The organism is Rhodobacteraceae bacterium IMCC1335 (genome assembly GCA_039640495.1).
Taxonomy (GTDB): Bacteria; Pseudomonadota; Alphaproteobacteria; order Rhodobacterales; family Rhodobacteraceae; genus Thalassovivens.
The window spans coordinates 2,681,226-2,697,907 of the sequence record CP046864.1; the positions used below are offsets into that span (position 1 = coordinate 2,681,226).

The window sequence follows — 16,682 nt, forward strand, 5'->3', positions numbered from 1 at the left end:
AGCATATCTATGAAACTGTGTCTCGTGTGTTGTACAGTAAGTTAAAAGCAAAAAGCTACGCTTCTTTTTCAGTGAAGCTGGATTTTATATTTTGCTATCGCGCAAGGAGTAAGAGATGAGCAGAGCAACATCTTTTATATTAGGTGAGTATTTCGACCAGCTGATCGAAGCAGAAATTACATCTGGCCGTTACGAAACAGCAAGTGAGGTTGTGCGAGATGCGTTACGTTTGTTTGAACAAAAACAAACTGCGATACAAAGATTGAGTGATGCAGTAGATCAAGGCTTCGCAAGCGGTTTCATTGACAAACCTGATTGGAACAATCTTGCGCAACGCTCAGAGACCGCAAAGCGTGGTATCGGAAATTGAATACTGGTATCGCCTTCAACCAGCTCTTTGATGCTTGCAAAGCGCAGGTGTGCCAAGAGTTCTGATATTGAACTTCTGCTGTTCTTTATGTACCGAGCATCCAACCAACCCTTTAAGTTTTGAGTATTTTCCATGATTAAACTCCGCAAAGCAGTTTTCCCCGTCGCTGGTTTTGGTACACGATTTTTGCCTGCGACCAAAGCGATGCCCAAAGAGCTGCTACCAATCGTGGACAAGCCTCTGATCCAATACGCCGCTGAAGAAGCGATTGCTGCGGGCATTGACACTCTGATCTTTGTGACGGGTCGTAACAAGCGTGCTATTGAAGACCATTTTGACAACAACCAAGAGCTTGAAATGGCACTCCGCACCAAAGGCAAAGCTGAGCAAGCGGACATGGTCAAGAACATCCTGCCAGAAGGTATTGAATGTATCTTTGTGCGCCAGCCGGAACAACTTGGTCTTGGCCACGCCGTGCTCTGTGCGGAACGTGCTGTGGGCAATGACCCATTTGCAGTGCTGCTAGCAGATGACTTTCTGACCTATGAGGGTGCAGGCGTCATAGCTGATCTTGCAAGCGCATTTGAGAAATCCGGCAAGACACAACTTAGTGTCATGGAAGTCAACGGGCCTGATATTTCCAAGTATGGCGTAGTTGTACCAAATGGCGAACCAGGATCAGTTGCAGGTCTTGTTGAAAAACCAGACGCCGACAAAGCACCGTCAAACCTCGCCAGCATTGGTCGTTACGTGCTGACCCCGGACATCTTCGATATTCTGCGCAATCAACCCGCAGGAGCGGGTGGGGAAATCCAACTGGCAGATGCCATTAATACACAAGCCGCTAAAAATGCGGTTGAAGCCGTGACCCTTAATGGACGTCGGTTTGATTGTGGCAGTGTACAAGGGTACTTGGATGCCATCATGCATGTGGCTGATCGTAGAACGCGCTGATCATTTAGTCAGAGCTGTTCCAACCCTATAGTATTTGTCATCTATCAAGCTCAGCTTCGCCGAGCTGACTATCGCTGTTTGTTCATTCGCTTGCGCTCAATCACAAACACCTTCAGTCATGTATTTCCAACCTAACAAGCTCAAACAGCTTTTGTGATTTTGAATTTATATACTTGGGATCTCATCCAGATTGTGTAGTCATACCAAGGCTTGCTACGGCCTTGGTATAACGATGACCTCATCCGAGTTGCTACCGTCTGTCATGAGCGCAACCTTTTTAAAGGAAGCTGGGGTTACTCTGTCAGCTTTACGCGCCACCTTTTCAGCAACGCACCCTAGTGAATCCAAAGCCATGACAAACCGTGGACACGGGCGTGGGGTTCTCATTTGAGCCTTGTATTCCCACTCCTGCCGTTTTCTTGCTTGGGCGCTATACGACAAAAAGCGCCAGTTGTTTTATTAGCAGCTCGGCGTAAACTGCTGGGCGTCCCTAACATCCACCGCCACAGCGTTACCTGTGTTCGGATCTTCCTGGGGCATCTTCCGATGCATTGAGCCTGTTACCGATGCGTGAGGCATGTCCAACTATTCCATCCTACACGTTTATTTATCACGAGACGCAGAAAACCGGCTCAAAAGTGGTTTAAACACAAAATTGACGTTATAACGTTTTGATGCTATATTGCTCGTGACAACTAGGAGACATCCTCATGGCTCAATTATCACAACGTTCAACCATTTATTTTGACCCGAACATGCACAAAGCACTTAGACTCAAGGCTGCGCAAGAGAACCGCTCTGTATCGGATATCGTTAATGAAGCTGTGAGCTTGCTTGCTGCAGAAGATGCAGAAGATATCGCTGAATATGATGCACGCAAAAATGAGCCGTCAATGGACTATTCGAGCTTTGTAAGTGAACTGAAGAATGACGGAATTATATAGCATCCGTTTCAAGTCGTCGGTCAAGAAAGACTTACGATCCATCCCAAAGCAAGATGTGCTAAGAATATTAAATGCTCTAGAGCATCTTGCTCAAGATCCGCGCCCGATAAATTCAAAGCCATTAACAGGGCGTGACGGATGGAGAATTCGCGTGGGACAATATCGCGCCATCTATACCATCAATGAGCAGGAAATCATTATTGAGGTCGTAAAGATAGGGCATCGCAAAAACGTTTATGGATAAGCCTTATTTCAATTCCTCCACAAACAGATCACCATAATGCTTTTTAAATAAGCGCAGCGCTGGCTCAAATGATCCACTGAGTTCACAAAGCGTAAAGACATGTGCATCTGCAATGCTCTTGTTTTGCAGCGCATTGTCGAGAATACTGGGCAGTCGTTTTTGGATATTTTCCATTTGCTCATGGGTATAATGCTGTTGCGCGAGAAACCTCGCAAACTTGAGCCATGGCATAAGAGGGTCTAGGTCTTGTAAAATTTGCGCATAGGAATGCCGCAACATCGTATCTGTCATGCCATCAACAGTAAAATTATCAAATCCCGTTGTTAAAAAACAGACTAAGAGACCATCGTATACCATCTCAAATTCTAGGTCTGAATGTCCTGTGATCGCGTAGTCAACTTGGTCCATGAGACTGCTTGAGAACTGCGCACGCAAGATGTTCTCAATCTGACTAGGTAGATAAATGCGCAACCCAACACGCGCCGCATAATGGTCATATTCTTTGTGCTTTAAATATGCGGCTTCAATAGGAACGAGATCGCAATCAAATTGAAAATGCTGAGGCGTTGGTGCGACTTCATAGCCTAGAATTTGGGTCCCGCCTTCATTAGCTAAAGATGCAATCTGATTAGCATCTGTGTGGATACCAATTTCAGTATCACACAGACCTGCCAAGCATTGCACAATTTCTACAATGCAAGCCTCAAAAGCCTTTCTGTCTGAATTATGTTTCATCACGCGTTCAGCTTTGCTTCACAAAGACACCGAATAATATCGCGCTTTACCGGATACTGAAACTTGAAGAGCTTTTTGTAGAACGCCAGCGCTTCCCCATCTTTACGCCTGCCATACTCTGGCTGTTTGGCATACCTGAGCTCGCTTTTATAGAGCTTGAGAAACTCTGCATGATATTCATCACGCAATTCATGCAGTAGGCTATAGTCCGGCTTCAGTTCTAAAAGTTGATCAATAAAGCAAAGGTTTTGAGCCCATTCATGATAGCGGTCAGTAATACGATCGGGCAATGCGAGCATCAGCATGAGTGCACGTTTACGACCTGTATCTTGCACACGCTTTGGCACAGTGAGCTTTTCCAGCGGAAGCACGGGAATAAGGCCAGACTCAATTTGGCGCAATTTTACATGAATTAAATTGCTCTTTTGATTGCTGGGGAATTTATACCCCCAGAAGCGATTGTAATGTCTTCGCGCTGCTGGGTGTCCAGGGGAAGGATTTCTAGAGTACCCGTCTAATAGGAAGTTGTGATGGAGACTCGACTCGAGAGCTAGATTTTCCTGCTCATTTTTGTGCATTAATAAACCGCGCACGCGATCAAAAACGTCAGTGTGTCGTAGTGCGCGAACCTTTACATCAAATCCACACTGATCGAGAAACCATAAGAAATCAGTTTGTTCAGGCGACATCTCCAGCTCGTAGAGACCTTTTTCGTCAAATAAATCTTTCATCAGAGTGCCCTCCGTGAAGAATGTGATCTGATTGGCGCCGGTGACTGTGCGGTGCGCCATCCGATCACGGTCTCCTCCAACAAATCGATCAAATCTCGAGCACTGCCTTTAAAACTTTGGAGCATGAGTGCAACGTCTTGAGTGGATGGCGACATGCCTTCGTCTTCTAGAATAGCTTTTGCACGAGGCACCCAGTCTTGGTTTGTTGGTGGGGTAAGATCTACAACGCGAAACCTGCTTAGGATGGCACCGAGTATCCGCGATTTGTGATTGGTCGTAGCAATGAAGCGGATGTAAGAGCGCTTTGCGTCCATAAAGTCGCGAAATGAGGGTTGCTGCGTGCGAAGATCTAGCGTGTCGATTTCGTTAATAACAACAAGAGCTTTGTCCGGGTTTCCAAAGAGCTGGAAATTAGCCTCTGCCATAATTTGTGACTGCAGGTCTTTTCCTGAACTTCCCCCATTAAATTCCCAGGTCATGTTCTGGATGTTTTTGGTTTTAAAGTAAGTCTGTGCAATCACACGCGCGGCTTCAGTTTTTCCAGCGCCTGGCGGTCCCACGAGTATTAGGGGCTTTGAGGGTATAACAGTACAGTATTGCTTTATGATGCCTGCGTTCAGCGGATCAGCGATAACGAGATCGTTAAATGCGGATGGAAGGTGTTTAAGATCAAAGGACATGTTTGCCTCCACGAGAGAAAGGGAGAAGGGCGACCCGAAAGCCGCCCTTTCGTTTCGCCTTAGCCGTAATGCGGGGTTGCAGCCCCGTTTGTGCGGAGTGCGCCACCGTTAACACTTGCATTCGGCATTGAGCTCACAGTGATCATTTTGGAGGTGAATTCGCGGACATCGCGTGCACGCCGTTCTGCAAGATCACCAGCATCAACCTGCGCTTTGCTGTCCTGAGCGCGCTGATCTAGGTCTTTGCCGGAAGATACTAGGACTGCGTCAATGACACCGGCTTCATTGCAACCGTAGACGATTGTACCTGTGCCATCATCGTGACAGCGCACAAGAGCAACCGCGTAATCTTCTTCATAGTCTGTATTTGGTTGAATGAAGGTAGGAAGCTCAAATGTGCTGACCCCGACCTGGACATCTGCCAGGCCATCAAGCGCTAGCTTTTTATAATCATCCTTGCTCATTGTGCTGGCTTTTTGTGCTTTAGGAACGCGGCGCACCTCTTCAATGCCGCCACATTCTTGCACATAGCTGGTGAAGCTTTGATCTGGGCCTTTCATGTCATGGGCGATCGCAATCACGCGGGCGTAAGAGTCCTCACGCCGACCTGCTTTACCAAAGACATAGCGAATGACCTTCAGTGCTAAGCTGGTATTTGCCTGAATTTTTAGATCCAAATCTGTGAGCAGTGAGGCAAAGGCACGACGCTTGCCTACTTCGGCCTTCAACTCAGAATAAAGTGCGTAGATTTGCTCCAAGATTGCATAGAGCTCAGTTGTGGCGGCACGCATTGTGCCTTCTTCCCAGACCACGCGCGCGGCGGACATTTGCTCGAGGCGCGTATGGATGTCGTGTTTAATTTGAGATTGAACTGACATTGGTTTTTCCTTTCAGAACATTTGATTGAAACCCCTGAAAACACAGGGGTGGTTGCAAACTCTGATGCTGGATGACGCTTCATGACACAAAGTTAAGGTGAACAGTCATTTGCGGGCATGTAGGCTCAAACAAGCACAGAATGAGACTCACGCTATCGACTTTGAACCTTGAAAAACTAAAACCATATACATCATGAAGGAGATGGTTTTATGGTCTACGACGCGACCATTGAGCTGCAATCGCCACTGAGCTTTATGACAGCTCCGCCAAATATAGACGATTTGAAAGGCACGAGATTCCGTGAGCCAAGAAATTCGCCCTATAAAGATGCACCTGCCTTCATGGCCTCGCTTTATTACTGGTGGTGGGCTTTCTTACGGCGCAACACCGCATACAAACGCACATGCCGCCAAAGTGGCAATGGAAGACTGGGGTGGCTTTATAATGATTTTGGGAATGTTTTTGGCAATGACTTCTTATCTTGGTGGCGAAGTCATCAATTGCTCTTTGCAGAACAGAATAAAGTAATGCCAGAAGAAGCAGGTATTGGCCTGAACTACTGGCTTGATCCTCGCAAACCCTTCAATCAGATCCACGAAGAGACTAAAGCACTGCACTTACGCGCACATTCACTTTTAAAAAATAATGAATCTACGCGTGCTTCCTCAGCACGTTACCCAATCTATAAAAATGTCTCTTCACACACACTGCACAAAACACTGACACTCTGGGATCTGCACCTGTATTATCCCGATATGTCAAAATATGACTTAGGTGTAAAAGCGGGGCTTAAGCCTAATCTTATGCCTGAGACCAAATATGGTGAACGGCGGACCAAACAGGCGATGCAGGTCAAAGCACACAATCACCGTGCGCGCACAAGCATTGCCAATCAGACCAGTCGATATCTACGCACAGCGCGGCAGTATATTGAGAATGTCGGCAAGGGTGAGTTTCCAAAATCTGTGGGCCGTTAAAACAAGTATAAACAACCTTAGGGTGCATTTTATCCACAGGTTCGCTAATCAAACACTGTGTTTGCAACAGTACTGTTTGCCCATTTTGCTCAAACAGTACTGTTTGGTCACTTGTAAATAAATGCCATGTTAACATGCAGTGTTTGCCCGCACATCAATAAGTAGAACATAGCACACCTTTAAGGTGTAATCCTCATAAAAACAGATGTTTAAGTGATAAATAACTGTGAGGCAGGTCCTCCTGCCCAACAGTTGAGGAATTTTAGATGTCACGACATATTTTAGAAACAGCGCGCCGCGAACTTATCTCTGCAGGACTTGTGCAGCATTCCACGGAGTTTTGCCGCGCTTGGCTTGGGAAAAGTGAATGTTACCTGCGAACTTTGCGCATTCAAAACATTGACCCAAGCGCAGACGCACTTTCAACCTTTGCGAGTAAATTACGCTATTATGCAGAACGTCTTGAGCAGACTGGAGAAAGCAACCATCTAGCCCTGGCACGCTTGCTAAGAAAACATCAAAAATTAAGCGAGGGCGCCCTAGACCAAAAAGCGCGTCATAAGTGGATGCAGCCCGAGAGGATGGGTCTATGACAGCGCTCGAAATGGGTCTTGCAGCTAAAAAATTTGCACTGCGGTTTTTTCTAGGGAAGTACTTATCAGTTCTGGGTGGTGATTTTGCGCCACCCCAGTATGTAAACCTAGGAGCTGCTCATGGATGATCGTGAAGAAATGCGCCGCCTCATTGACATGATCGAAAAGTCTGCAGGATCCAATACGATTGAGCAGGCAGTCGATGATCTAAAGACTTTTGCGAATACGGCCAGCTTCTTGGCAAACAAGCTCGATAGCAGGCTGAAGGCAGGCGAGGTGAAGAAGAAAAAGCCTGCAAAGTCTGGCAAGGGGATAGGGCTATCGAAACCAGCGCCACCTCCCATTCCAAAGTCCCGTAACACACCTAAACCGCAGGACTCTGTGAGTGGTATGCCTCAAGCTACCAGCACCAGCATTTCACAAGCCGACTATGACAAGGTGAAGCCCATGCGCCCAATGGGAGCGTTGAGCGCAAACGAGAGTTGATTTGTTACGCACTTAAGTGTCTGTTTTTAAGTGAAAAATGTGTATTATTTGCATAAAGATCGTCAGTTTTAGACTTACCCAATCAAGAAGACGACAGGCATAGCGAGAATGGTTTTCAGCACATATGCTATTATTCATCGTCCGAAGGCTCATCTGATGGGTCATCGTTGTCAGCATCCGCATCGTCTGAGCCTGTATTTGGATCCCGTTCTTCTGCGCTGACGGCCTCGTCCATGCTCACAGTATTCACCACAAGCTCAAAGGTATCGAGAATATCAGGATGGTTCTGTGTTAGGTAATCTTTCACGGTTGGTGTGGAGATCAGTTTGCTTAAATACCCGCGCGCGACGACTAAATTAAGGAGGTCTGAGCCGTAATTGGCCTCTGCATCTTTGTACTTGGTTTGCACCTGGCTCATTTCTTTTTCCAGTTTAACGATCTTTTCTAACGGATCTCCTTGAGGAATGTCTGGTTTGGAGGGCGCCGTGTCTGTGCGCTGTTCTGGCGGTGTTGCCTTAAGTAGGGCTTCAGCGTGGGGTCCTGTGATTTTATCTGCCGCGATCATCAACTCGACGGCCTCCACTTGGCGCGCAGCTTTCATTTTGCGCAGGAAACGTGTGACCTCTGGGTTGAACTGTTGGTCTTGTAAGAGCTCAACGGCCTGGGGGCACACACCATGCAACAAGTTCACACGAGTGTTAATGGCTGAGAGATTGACATTAAACGCGCGTGCTAAGCGCTCTTTGCTGACACCTTTGTCGATTGCGCGACGCAACATATAGTGCTCCTGCACCGTAGACAGTCTATTTATGCGATGGTTGTAGGTGTAGGTCTCAAAATCTTTGGCGATAAGACAAGGGGCCTGATCTTCGCCCAATTCCTTGAGTGCGAGCACGCGTAGGTTCCCATCGAGTAGGAGGAAGGTTTCGTTTTGGTCATCTGTTGGGATTATAGAAAGCGGCTCAATCAATCCAATTTCTTTGATGGAAGAGAGGATCTGTTTGAATTTGCGCGTGGTCATCACACCGTCAGGTACTTTCTTGCTTGGCATCAAATGTTCGATGGGGATCTGGTGCGTTTCCAAATTAAATCCCAGCGTGAGATTGAGAGGCGCCTTTGGAAAGCCGAATGCGTCCTCTTCTGGCAGTTCAGTTGCTGCTCCCGGGAAAATTTCTTGAATGGACATTGGTTCGTTCATCATACACCTCCGTTCAGTGTGTTAAGTTCAATCCGTTCTGCGAGATATTGAGGCAGTGTTTCTAAACCTTCTGCACGCAGCAGCGTCACAAAATTTGTGTCGGTAAAAAGTGTTCTGAGGCCTTGCTCTACAAGCAGCAGTTTTTGCTGGGCGTGTTCAGCCTTCAAAACCATCTTGTGCTGCCGCTCTACTTCGCGCTGGTATGTCTTCACGAGCGAATGCGCAGAGTTTGGTAGTTTGGGTCGATTGTTAGCCTTTGGACCTTGGTCACGGCGTTTGGCGAGAAGCTGTTTTGCTTCATAAAGCTGTGTGGTTTTGAGCTCACCCGATTGATAGGCTTCTTCCAGCATGTCGCCTAAATTATCGTCATCGGTTTTGGCGCGTGCGATTTGAATGGCGGCACTCAGTGGAAGTGTGCCATGTTGAACTGCTTCAATTAAACGCTCTTCGCCCTTTTCCAGGAGAAACACGATGTCGCGTACATATTTTTGCGACAAGCCCGTCTTTGCAACAATGTCGTCGATGCCAGTGTTTCTTGTAAGCAGCAGTTCAATGTCTGCGAGGATCTCTAGTGGTCGGTGCCCCTTGCGCGCAATGTTTTCTGCTAAGCTCATGATGAATGCATCTTCATCTGAGACATCCACAATCAGCGCTGGAATATGAGTTTCTCCTAATATGCGAAACGCATTTAGACGCCCTTCACCGCACACAAGCAGATACTTGGGTTCACTGTCTAAACCCTCACGCTCGGTGACTGTAATTGGTTTTTTAAGACCAATATCTTGGATGTTTTCGACAATCTCTTCAAAGACTTTGGCATTGCGGTCTCGGGAATTCAGGACCTCAATGCGCTCTATTGGAATGAGCGTCACCCGCTCTGGTGTGTCAGTGTTCATAGCAACTCCTATTAGAAATTTGGGTTAGGATATTTTGTGTATGATGATTTCGCTTCATGACGCCTGCCTCCAGATGTTGACCCGGCAGGCCATGCGATAGAAAAACTGCAGATCATCAAATCGAAAAGCTTCGAATTGAGTGGCGCTTCGTGCGTCAATGGCGAGGTGGTTTCTAGGCAAATCCAACCAAGGCAACAGGTAATAATCGAGCGCGCCTTCATTGTAGTGATCTAGCCGCACCACCAGTGAGAGATCAGCCTTGAAGCGCTCAGGATCAAAGCGCACACGCCAACGAAACCTTCCGTCGCCTGATGTTTGGCACCGTGACAGGACCAAACTAACTGCAAGCTCGTTGTTGATATTCAAAAGCCCTGTGTCTGGCGCCTGCGTGACAGCACCGCCCATGGTGTTAATCTGCGAAAGCGTGTCTTGCACTATCTCAGGATACATTGCCCGAAGGCGCGCATTGATCTCGGCGCGTTCGTGATCAAAATTCGTTTGATAGCCAATTAAAGCATAGGCCCGTCTTAAAGATCCAAAGCGCGTGCGGTACACATTTGCCGAAGGCAGCGCGTCGCTTTGATCAATAAGCACACCACTAATTTGGCCGTGTTCCGCATAAAGACGTCGCAAGTGCTCCAATAGTTCTTCATCAGACATTTTGGCTGAGCGTGCGGTGATGATCTCTTGGGCCGTCATAAACATTTCGATAGGGACGATTGCTTCAAAGGCGCCTTCTTTGCGGATCCACATTTCTGGCGGGTTTTCCACATGATGTCTTTTGAGTTTGAAACTTCGACGATTGAAAACATTGTTGCCGATGTATTTTTCATTTGTGAGAACTGTCCGCACAGATGTTGTCGTCCAGGGACGCTCCAGATCTGTCGCGATCCCATGTTCATTCAGACGATCGGCGATTTCTCGAAAGCTCATGTCTTCGTCAATAAGCCAGCAGAACATGCGATTGACCCAAGCAATTTCTTCCTCTGGTCCCGGCATGAGGATTACGCGATCTGTTTGAAGGCTCTTGTGCTCTCCAGGCTTTAATTCGCCTTTGACCTCCCCGCGTTCATTAACCAAAACACGGCGTAATCCATATCCAGCCGGCCCGCCTTGGCGAAACCCCAATTCAATCAGGCGACATTGACCGGCGAAAACTTTTGCAGACAGCTCCCGACTGTACTCACCAGCCATGGCGCGTTTGACGCCTTTGACGATTGTGGAAACTGGGGAGCCGTCATTTTCAAACTGCTCTGCACAATAGGCCACTTGGATACCAGCGCGACGGCAGATATATTCATAATAGGCACTTTCATCGGCATCTTGAAACCGCCCCCAGCGACTGACGTCATAGACAAGAATGACGTTAAACTCCGCGATACCTGTTTCTACATCCGAAATAAGCCGTTGAAGTGCAGCCCGCCCACCAATGCTCAAGCCACTTTTGCCCTCGTCGGCATAGGTTTTGATAATCTCAATTCCACGCTTGTCTGCGTATTCTTGGATTTTATCCGCTTGGTTTTGTGTGGAGTATTGCTGGTGCTCTGTGCTCATCCGTACGTATTGGGCAGCTTTGAAAGCACCTTTTATATGCTGGGCTTCAGTATTCATGGCCCAGCAGAATTGTTAAAACACGTGCCGTGATATTTGGATCACTCGGATCTAATGAATGCATTTGAAAATCGAGATCGTAATACTCGATTTTCCAAAAGATGGTTTCGCCGCAAAATTCAAAGCTGCCGAAATCATGCTCACCATAAGGGTCATTGCGCTCTGTGAAAGCATCATAAGCTTGCACACGCGCGACAATGGCCTGCGTTTGATAAAGTGCCTGAACACCCGGAGTCATGTAAACGCGACACCCTGAGAAAGACTTGCGCGCCGCATCATTAAGCGCTGCTATTTTTGTTGGATCATGTGTCGTCAGCATGTTGCGCCTCCGACGGGTCTTTTTTGCGTTGTGCTAGTGTAGCGAGTGCGGTGTCTAATTCGCCTCCCTCAACGGCTTTGGCGAATAGATCTAGCACCGCAGCAACGTCATCTAGGCTATGAACAATGACAGCGTTGTTATCTGCATCAAGCGGGACAACGCGTGCGCCATATTTGAGTTGGACAACCCAGCCTTGCCCATCTTGAAAAAACCAAGGGCGCACCGCGTGTGTTTTCTCTACGCGCTGCCGGTTGCCATTTGTATCCCGTGCCCAGCCTGGCTTTGTAACCGTGTGCTCTTGCCCTTTTTGTGCGGCTGCTAAAACAAGTTTTTGCTGCTTAAGTGCTGTTAGGGTTTTACTACGCCGTTCTTCAACAGGATCCCGATTGGGCTGCGTGCGTCGATAGGACGTCAATGTAAGTTTAGACAGTGGTGCCATGATGCGCTCCTTATGTGTTTACACAAAAAGCGTATGGTCAGACGTGCACTTGGACGACCGAAAAAATTTCAATGAATTGAAAAGGCTAGGAAATTTGGGAAGAGATTATTTAGCGAGTTGCAATTGATCAGCACTGACCTGCATACGTGTTTTTTGTCCCATGAAATCCATAAGGACCCAAATACGCTGCTCAGGATCAATTGTATCCACCGTTGCAATGAAATTGGCAAAAGGTCCGGTGAGCATTTCTACACTGTCTCCCTCGTTCAGACTTTTGGGTGGGAGCAATGCACCAGATGCATCGCATCTGAGCATAAGGCCAGAAATCAACTGGAGTGGCAGTGGCTTTGGTTTGCCCTCAAAGCTCACAAGCTTTGATACCCCAATCGTGCTATTTATCGAGCGCCAAGGGGCCAATTCAGAGTTTACGCTGACAAACATGTATCCTGGGAAAAGAGGTTTAAGATCACTCACAAAGCGGGAGGCTTTTCTGCGGGTGATTTTCTGCATGGGTAAAAACGTTTCAAACCCTTGCCGTTGCAAGTTGCGCTCCGCCAGGCGATGGCTGTTTGGCTTGAACTGTATCAAATACCACTGATTCATTTTGACACCTATCGGACTTAACGCTCACTATTGAACAAACATAACAGATTTGAAACATCTTGCAAACCTATCAATTGCCGTGCCGAAACTCCCTATCCTGGTCTAAATTGGCGGTGACCCACGACCGTAGGAATGACATAAATTATTGAAATTAATCACTTTGTTTACCCCCCCCGCAACCCTGCCGGGAGGAACGTATTTCGTCTCAACCTGATATTTTTTTGATTGTAGTCATAGAGATTTTGGACTATCCATCAAATCTGAACAGTCATGAACATTCTTGACCTACATTGCTGGAATTTAACACCTGAGCCTGCACGCAACGCAAAGCTCGGTGCGGTAGCCGTTCTGGAGCGTCACTTTGGCTAGTCGGCGCGAAGAACAGCAGGCGGAAATCCGTTTGAAGGTCATGCGGTTGATTTCACAAAACCCTGAAATGTCCACACGGCAGGTTGCGGATGAAGTTGGGATTTCAAACGGGTCCGCCTATTACGTGCTCACCGCGCTTGTTGAAAAGGGCTTTGTGAAGCTTGGAAATTTCAAGAAAAATCCGCGCAAGGGTCAGTATGCCCATTTGCTGACGCCGAAAGGGATCCGCGAGAAATCCTTGCTGACCCACAGCTTCATTGAGCGAAAGCGCGAAGAGTTTGAGGCTTTGAAGGCAGAAATCAAAGCCCTTGAAGAGGAGGCGGGCCTTGCAGGAGAGGCGATCCCCTCGCCGCGAAGAGACAAATCCACATGACTGACCTTAGCTGCTTCAAAGCCTACGACATTCGCGGTGAAATTGGCGTCAATATTGATGAGGGCGTCGCCTACCGCGTGGGTCGCGCCGTGGCCCAACATTTGGGCGCCACATCTGTTGTGATCGGATTTGATGCGCGCGAAACCAGCCCAGCCTTCGCGGCCGCCGCGTCACAAGGCGTGCGCGATGCTGGTTCGGATGTAATTAACATTGGGATGGCTGGCACGGAGGAGATGTATTGGGCGGTGACTGAATTTGGCGCCTGCGCTGGCATTGAAGTAACCGCGTCACACAATCCGATCCATTATAACGGCATGAAGATTGTCAAATCCCAGTCTCAGCCCCTTGAGGATTTGGGCGACTTTCAAGCCATCAAGGCGCTTGCAAGCTCTCAGGCGTGGTCTGATGTGACAGACGTTGGTCGAGAGTTTGGGCGCTCAGAGGCTGCGCGGCAGGCTTACGTGGGGCGCGTGTTAAGTTTTGTTGACGTCCCTGCCCTTCGGCCGCTCAAAATCGTTGTGAATTCGGGCAACGGCGCCGCGGGACCAACCTTTGACGCCATTGCAGGCCAGCTTTTGGCGCTTGGCGCACCGCTTGAGTTTGTGCGCGTGCACCACACACCGGACGCCACGTTCCCAAATGGCATCCCCAATCCACTTCTGCCGGAAAATCACGCCGCGACAGCTGACGTGGTCAAGGCCGAGAAGGCCGACTTTGGCGTGGCATTTGACGGCGACTTTGATCGCTGCTTCTTTTTCGATGAGACAGGTCAATTTGTTCCCGGCGAATATGTCGTGGGGCTCCTAGCATCCATTTTCTTAGAAAAAGAGTCCGACGGCAAGATTGTCCACGACCCCAGAGTGGTTTGGAACACGCAAGACATTGTCGCTCAAAAGGGCGGCATCGCCGTTCAGTCCAAGACGGGCCACGCCTTCATCAAGCAGACAATGCGCGCGCGCAGAGCCGTCTACGGCGGCGAGATGTCGGCGCACCATTATTTTCGCGACTTTGCATATTGCGACAGCGGCATGATCCCGTGGCTTTTAATTGCAGAACTTGTCTCCCGCTCAGGCCGCTCGCTGGGGGATTGGGTGAAAGATCGATATGCGGCCTTCCCGAGTTCGGGTGAAATCAACTTCACAGTGTCGGACGCGGGCGTGGCGATTGAGAATGTTTTGCCAGCCTACCGCGCTGATGCGCTCTCCTTAGATGAGACAGATGGCGTGAGCCTGGCCTTTGAGGATTGGCGCTTCAACCTGCGCCGCTCAAACACCGAGCCGCTCGTGCGGTTGAATGTTGAGGGCAAGGGCAATGCGGACGCGCTGGCGGCACATGTGAGCGCGATTGCGGACTTGCTTGGCGGAACACGTGATTAAGCCTGCCGATAATCCAAGGTTATGGGTGTCTTGAAGTTTAGAATGCAGATGATGGTGAGTGGCGTGGCGATTGACGCAAAGTACGCTTTAGCGTACGTTAAGGCAAAAGGGGTACTGTCATGACAACAGTGAATGTAACTGAGGCGCGGGCCAATCTGTATAAATTGATCGATGATGCATCTGCGAGCCACGAGCCGGTGGTCATTACCGGTAAGCGTGGCAATGCAGTACTGCTGTCAGAAGACGATTGGAATGCGATCAACGAGACTTTGCATCTGCTCTCTGTGCCTGGCATGCGCGAGTCTATCATTGAAGGCATGCAGGAAAACCTCGGCGAGACATCAACAGAGTTAGAGTGGTGACTTGGACGCTTCACTACACAAAGCAGGCCCAGAAAGATGCGAAAAAACTCGCCTCCTCTGGCCTCAAAGCTAAGGCGCGGGAGCTCTTGGCGATACTAGAGAAAGACCCTTGGCAAAATCCGCCCCCCTTCGAAAAACTCGTGGGCGACTTGAACGGGGCGTATTCAAGACGCATCAATATTCAACACCGTCTTGTCTATCAGGTTTTGGAAGCAGAAGAGGCCGTGAAAATATTACGGCTTTGGACACATTATGAGTAACAACACCAGCGCGTTATGCCCTCCGACTGTTTAAGGTTACGGGTAGTCGAACGAATTTTCCGACGCCGTAAAAAGGGTGTCAGGCGTGGCCTCAAAAGCAACTTGGTAGACAAAAGATGAAAGTTCTCATTACAGGCGGCGCGGGCTACATTGGCAGCCATACACTTCTGGAAGTTATTAAAGCGGGCCATAAGGCAGTTGTCGTGGACAGCCTCGTCAACGGTCACGCAGAGGCAGTTAAACGCGTGAGTAAACTGACGGGTACTGACATTCAGCTCGTAGTGGGAGATATTCGGGACAAATCTTTTATGGACGGCATTTTTACGGAATTTGTTCCAGACGCAGTGATTCACTTCGCAGGCCTCAAAGCGGTTGGCGAGAGCGTAGAAAATCCCTTGGCCTATTACGATGTGAACGTGAGCGGCTCTAGAGTTCTCCTTGAAGTCATGCAGTCTCACTGCTGTAACAAAATAGTCTTTTCATCATCGGCCACAGTTTATGGTGAACCACAATACCTACCATACGACGAAAATCACCCTGTTGCCCCGGTTAACCCTTACGGTCAGACCAAGCTTGTGGTCGAGCAAATGCTTGCAGATTGGTCTGCAGCTGCCTCCGAAAGGTCAGCCCTTTCGCTGCGCTACTTCAATCCAGTTGGCGCGCACCCGTCTGGCCTCATTGGAGAAGATCCCCTCGGCCGGCCGAACAATTTGATTCCGTTCATTGCGCAAGTGGCGGTTGGCACAAGGTCAGAGTTACAAATATTTGGAGATGACTACGACACAAGAGACGGGACTGGGGAGCGTGATTACTTGCATGTCGTGGACCTTGCAGAGGCCCACGTCCTATCACTTGCCGCCCTACCTAACCAGGCAGGGCATGAAGTCATTAATATTGGCACTGGGCGTGGGGTCACTGTTAAGGAAATGGTCAAGGCTTTTGAGATCGCATGCGGCCACTCCATAACAACAAGCACCGTAGCTAGGCGCGCGGGAGACTTGCCTAGCTTTTATGCAAATAGTGAACGCGCCCAGTTCCGCTTGGGCTGGGCGGCTAAACTGGGCCTCGCAGATATGTGCAGAGATACCTGGGCTTGGCAGAGCCAAAACCCAAGTGGGTATAAGGTTAGTGAATGTTAGTCGACGCCCGCGGACAGGGTGCTAAGGGGTGATGGAGCTAACTGCTTCCACCTGCAATACTAAGGTGTCCAAGCGTCTCATGCGTCGTGCAATAAGCGCCCCCAAAACAAAGACTTATGGGGGCCGACTTTGCAATGTTATGGG

The 16,682-nt window shown here is 48.7% G+C and carries 22 protein-coding genes; 12 read left to right on the forward strand and 10 right to left on the reverse strand.

What is annotated here, in order from left to right; genetic code table 11:
• The first annotated feature begins 115 nt into the window (after positions 1-115).
• From GN241_12890 to GN241_12905, 4 genes are all read left to right on the forward strand, one after another.
• A complete protein-coding gene (locus GN241_12890; GenBank protein XAT58168.1) occupies positions 116-370 on the forward strand; it encodes a type II toxin-antitoxin system ParD family antitoxin in 255 nt (84 codons plus the stop codon).
• Positions 371-502: 132 nt separating this feature from the next.
• A complete protein-coding gene (gene galU, locus GN241_12895; GenBank protein ID XAT58169.1) occupies positions 503-1,324 on the forward strand; it encodes a UTP--glucose-1-phosphate uridylyltransferase GalU in 822 nt (273 codons plus the stop codon).
• 710 nt (positions 1,325-2,034) lie between these two features.
• On the forward strand, positions 2,035-2,268 hold the full coding sequence (locus GN241_12900) for a CopG family transcriptional regulator (GenBank protein XAT58170.1): 234 nt from the start codon (positions 2,035-2,037) through the stop codon (positions 2,266-2,268).
• Entirely contained in the window at positions 2,252-2,512 is a 261-nt protein-coding gene (locus GN241_12905) for a type II toxin-antitoxin system mRNA interferase toxin, RelE/StbE family (GenBank protein ID XAT58171.1), read from the forward strand. Before GN241_12900 ends, GN241_12905 begins: the two co-directional genes overlap by 17 nt.
• Positions 2,513-2,515: 3 nt before the next feature.
• On the opposite strand, the gene GN241_12910 is transcribed toward GN241_12905, so the two are convergent.
• From GN241_12910 to GN241_12925, 4 genes are read right to left on the reverse strand one after another with little or no spacing between them, the layout of a single operon-like run.
• Positions 2,516-3,247, reverse strand: coding sequence for a hypothetical protein (locus tag GN241_12910; protein ID XAT58172.1), 732 nt, complete (start codon positions 3,245-3,247; stop codon positions 2,516-2,518).
• The gene (locus tag GN241_12915) at positions 3,247-3,978 is read right to left on the reverse strand and encodes a hypothetical protein (GenBank protein XAT58173.1); all 732 of its coding nucleotides are present in this window, start codon (positions 3,976-3,978) and stop codon (positions 3,247-3,249) included. The genes GN241_12910 and GN241_12915 overlap by 1 nt, the downstream gene beginning before the upstream one ends.
• The gene (locus GN241_12920; protein ID XAT58174.1) at positions 3,978-4,658 is read right to left on the reverse strand and encodes an AAA family ATPase; all 681 of its coding nucleotides are present in this window, start codon (positions 4,656-4,658) and stop codon (positions 3,978-3,980) included. Before GN241_12920 ends, GN241_12915 begins: the two co-directional genes overlap by 1 nt.
• A 59-nt stretch (positions 4,659-4,717) precedes the next feature.
• Positions 4,718-5,536, reverse strand: coding sequence for a hypothetical protein (locus GN241_12925; GenBank protein ID XAT58175.1), 819 nt, complete (start codon positions 5,534-5,536; stop codon positions 4,718-4,720).
• Positions 5,537-5,746: 210 nt separating this feature from the next.
• On the opposite strand from GN241_12925, the gene GN241_12930 reads away from it, so the two are divergent.
• The 3 genes from GN241_12930 (at position 5,747) to GN241_12940 (ending at position 7,593) form a co-directional block, all read left to right on the forward strand.
• Positions 5,747-6,514: a hypothetical protein gene (locus GN241_12930; protein XAT58176.1), complete on the forward strand. Its 768-nt coding sequence runs from the start codon at positions 5,747-5,749 to the stop codon at positions 6,512-6,514.
• 266 nt (positions 6,515-6,780) lie between these two features.
• Positions 6,781-7,107, forward strand: a complete 327-nt coding sequence (locus GN241_12935; protein XAT58177.1) for a hypothetical protein — start codon at positions 6,781-6,783, stop codon at positions 7,105-7,107.
• 120 nt (positions 7,108-7,227) lie between these two features.
• The gene (locus tag GN241_12940; GenBank protein ID XAT58178.1) at positions 7,228-7,593 is read left to right on the forward strand and encodes a hypothetical protein; all 366 of its coding nucleotides are present in this window, start codon (positions 7,228-7,230) and stop codon (positions 7,591-7,593) included.
• Between the two features lie 130 nt (positions 7,594-7,723).
• On the opposite strand, the gene GN241_12945 is transcribed toward GN241_12940, so the two are convergent.
• From GN241_12945 to GN241_12970, 6 genes are all read right to left on the reverse strand, one after another.
• Positions 7,724-8,779 carry a chromosome partitioning protein ParB gene (locus GN241_12945; protein ID XAT59286.1) on the reverse strand — a complete coding sequence of 352 codons (1,056 nt, stop codon included), beginning with the start codon at positions 8,777-8,779 and terminating at the stop codon, positions 7,724-7,726.
• 11 nt (positions 8,780-8,790) lie between these two features.
• Positions 8,791-9,687, reverse strand: a complete 897-nt coding sequence (locus GN241_12950; protein XAT58179.1) for a chromosome partitioning protein ParB — start codon at positions 9,685-9,687, stop codon at positions 8,791-8,793.
• A 54-nt stretch (positions 9,688-9,741) separates the two neighbouring features.
• Positions 9,742-11,241, reverse strand: a complete 1,500-nt coding sequence (locus tag GN241_12955) for a recombinase family protein (protein XAT58180.1) — start codon at positions 11,239-11,241, stop codon at positions 9,742-9,744.
• 46 nt (positions 11,242-11,287) lie between these two features.
• On the reverse strand, positions 11,288-11,617 hold the full coding sequence (locus GN241_12960) for a DUF3768 domain-containing protein (protein ID XAT58181.1): 330 nt from the start codon (positions 11,615-11,617) through the stop codon (positions 11,288-11,290).
• Positions 11,601-11,840, reverse strand: a complete 240-nt coding sequence (locus tag GN241_12965; protein ID XAT59287.1) for a hypothetical protein — start codon at positions 11,838-11,840, stop codon at positions 11,601-11,603. The genes GN241_12960 and GN241_12965 overlap by 17 nt, the downstream gene beginning before the upstream one ends.
• A 321-nt stretch (positions 11,841-12,161) precedes the next feature.
• Positions 12,162-12,659, reverse strand: a complete 498-nt coding sequence (locus GN241_12970) for a transcriptional activator RfaH (GenBank protein ID XAT58182.1) — start codon at positions 12,657-12,659, stop codon at positions 12,162-12,164.
• Between the two features lie 361 nt (positions 12,660-13,020).
• Here GN241_12970 and GN241_12975 point away from each other — a divergent pair, with 361 nt between their 5' ends.
• From GN241_12975 to galE, 5 genes are all read left to right on the forward strand, one after another.
• Positions 13,021-13,401 (forward strand): MarR family EPS-associated transcriptional regulator, encoded by a 381-nt coding sequence (locus tag GN241_12975; GenBank protein XAT58183.1) that lies wholly within the window; start codon positions 13,021-13,023, stop codon positions 13,399-13,401.
• Positions 13,398-14,777 (forward strand): phosphomannomutase, encoded by a 1,380-nt coding sequence (locus tag GN241_12980; GenBank protein XAT58184.1) that lies wholly within the window; start codon positions 13,398-13,400, stop codon positions 14,775-14,777. The genes GN241_12975 and GN241_12980 overlap by 4 nt, the downstream gene beginning before the upstream one ends.
• Positions 14,778-14,896: 119 nt before the next feature.
• Complete coding sequence (locus GN241_12985; GenBank protein ID XAT58185.1) at positions 14,897-15,139, forward strand: type II toxin-antitoxin system prevent-host-death family antitoxin; 243 nt, start codon at positions 14,897-14,899, stop codon at positions 15,137-15,139.
• Positions 15,136-15,399: a Txe/YoeB family addiction module toxin gene (locus GN241_12990; GenBank protein ID XAT58186.1), complete on the forward strand. Its 264-nt coding sequence runs from the start codon at positions 15,136-15,138 to the stop codon at positions 15,397-15,399. The genes GN241_12985 and GN241_12990 overlap by 4 nt, the downstream gene beginning before the upstream one ends.
• A 116-nt stretch (positions 15,400-15,515) precedes the next feature.
• Positions 15,516-16,538, forward strand: a complete 1,023-nt coding sequence (galE, locus tag GN241_12995) for a UDP-glucose 4-epimerase GalE (GenBank protein ID XAT58187.1) — start codon at positions 15,516-15,518, stop codon at positions 16,536-16,538.
• Positions 16,539-16,682: the final 144 nt, after the last annotated feature.

Excerpts from the sequence above, each read along its gene's own strand:
- GN241_12935 (XAT58177.1), top strand. The coding sequence starts at position 6,781 with ATGTCACGACATATTTTAGAAACAGCGCGCCGCGAACTTATCTCTGCA.
- GN241_12985 (XAT58185.1), top strand. The coding sequence starts at position 14,897 with ATGACAACAGTGAATGTAACTGAGGCGCGGGCCAATCTGTATAAATTG.
- GN241_12980 (XAT58184.1), top strand. The coding sequence starts at position 13,398 with ATGACTGACCTTAGCTGCTTCAAAGCCTACGACATTCGCGGTGAAATT.
- GN241_12915 (XAT58173.1), bottom strand. The coding sequence starts at position 3,978 with ATGAAAGATTTATTTGACGAAAAAGGTCTCTACGAGCTGGAGATGTCG.
- GN241_12925 (XAT58175.1), bottom strand. The coding sequence starts at position 5,536 with ATGTCAGTTCAATCTCAAATTAAACACGACATCCATACGCGCCTCGAG.
- GN241_12900 (XAT58170.1), top strand. The coding sequence starts at position 2,035 with ATGGCTCAATTATCACAACGTTCAACCATTTATTTTGACCCGAACATG.
- GN241_12955 (XAT58180.1), bottom strand. The coding sequence starts at position 11,241 with ATGAGCACAGAGCACCAGCAATACTCCACACAAAACCAAGCGGATAAA.
- GN241_12945 (XAT59286.1), bottom strand. The coding sequence starts at position 8,779 with ATGTCCATTCAAGAAATTTTCCCGGGAGCAGCAACTGAACTGCCAGAA.
- GN241_12910 (XAT58172.1), bottom strand. The coding sequence starts at position 3,247 with ATGAAACATAATTCAGACAGAAAGGCTTTTGAGGCTTGCATTGTAGAA.
- GN241_12930 (XAT58176.1), top strand. The coding sequence starts at position 5,747 with ATGGTCTACGACGCGACCATTGAGCTGCAATCGCCACTGAGCTTTATG.
- galU (XAT58169.1), top strand. The coding sequence starts at position 503 with ATGATTAAACTCCGCAAAGCAGTTTTCCCCGTCGCTGGTTTTGGTACA.
- GN241_12940 (XAT58178.1), top strand. The coding sequence starts at position 7,228 with ATGGATGATCGTGAAGAAATGCGCCGCCTCATTGACATGATCGAAAAG.
- GN241_12950 (XAT58179.1), bottom strand. The coding sequence starts at position 9,687 with ATGAACACTGACACACCAGAGCGGGTGACGCTCATTCCAATAGAGCGC.
- galE (XAT58187.1), top strand. The coding sequence starts at position 15,516 with ATGAAAGTTCTCATTACAGGCGGCGCGGGCTACATTGGCAGCCATACA.
- GN241_12960 (XAT58181.1), bottom strand. The coding sequence starts at position 11,617 with ATGCTGACGACACATGATCCAACAAAAATAGCAGCGCTTAATGATGCG.
- GN241_12905 (XAT58171.1), top strand. The coding sequence starts at position 2,252 with ATGACGGAATTATATAGCATCCGTTTCAAGTCGTCGGTCAAGAAAGAC.
- GN241_12890 (XAT58168.1), top strand. The coding sequence starts at position 116 with ATGAGCAGAGCAACATCTTTTATATTAGGTGAGTATTTCGACCAGCTG.
- GN241_12970 (XAT58182.1), bottom strand. The coding sequence starts at position 12,659 with ATGAATCAGTGGTATTTGATACAGTTCAAGCCAAACAGCCATCGCCTG.
- GN241_12920 (XAT58174.1), bottom strand. The coding sequence starts at position 4,658 with ATGTCCTTTGATCTTAAACACCTTCCATCCGCATTTAACGATCTCGTT.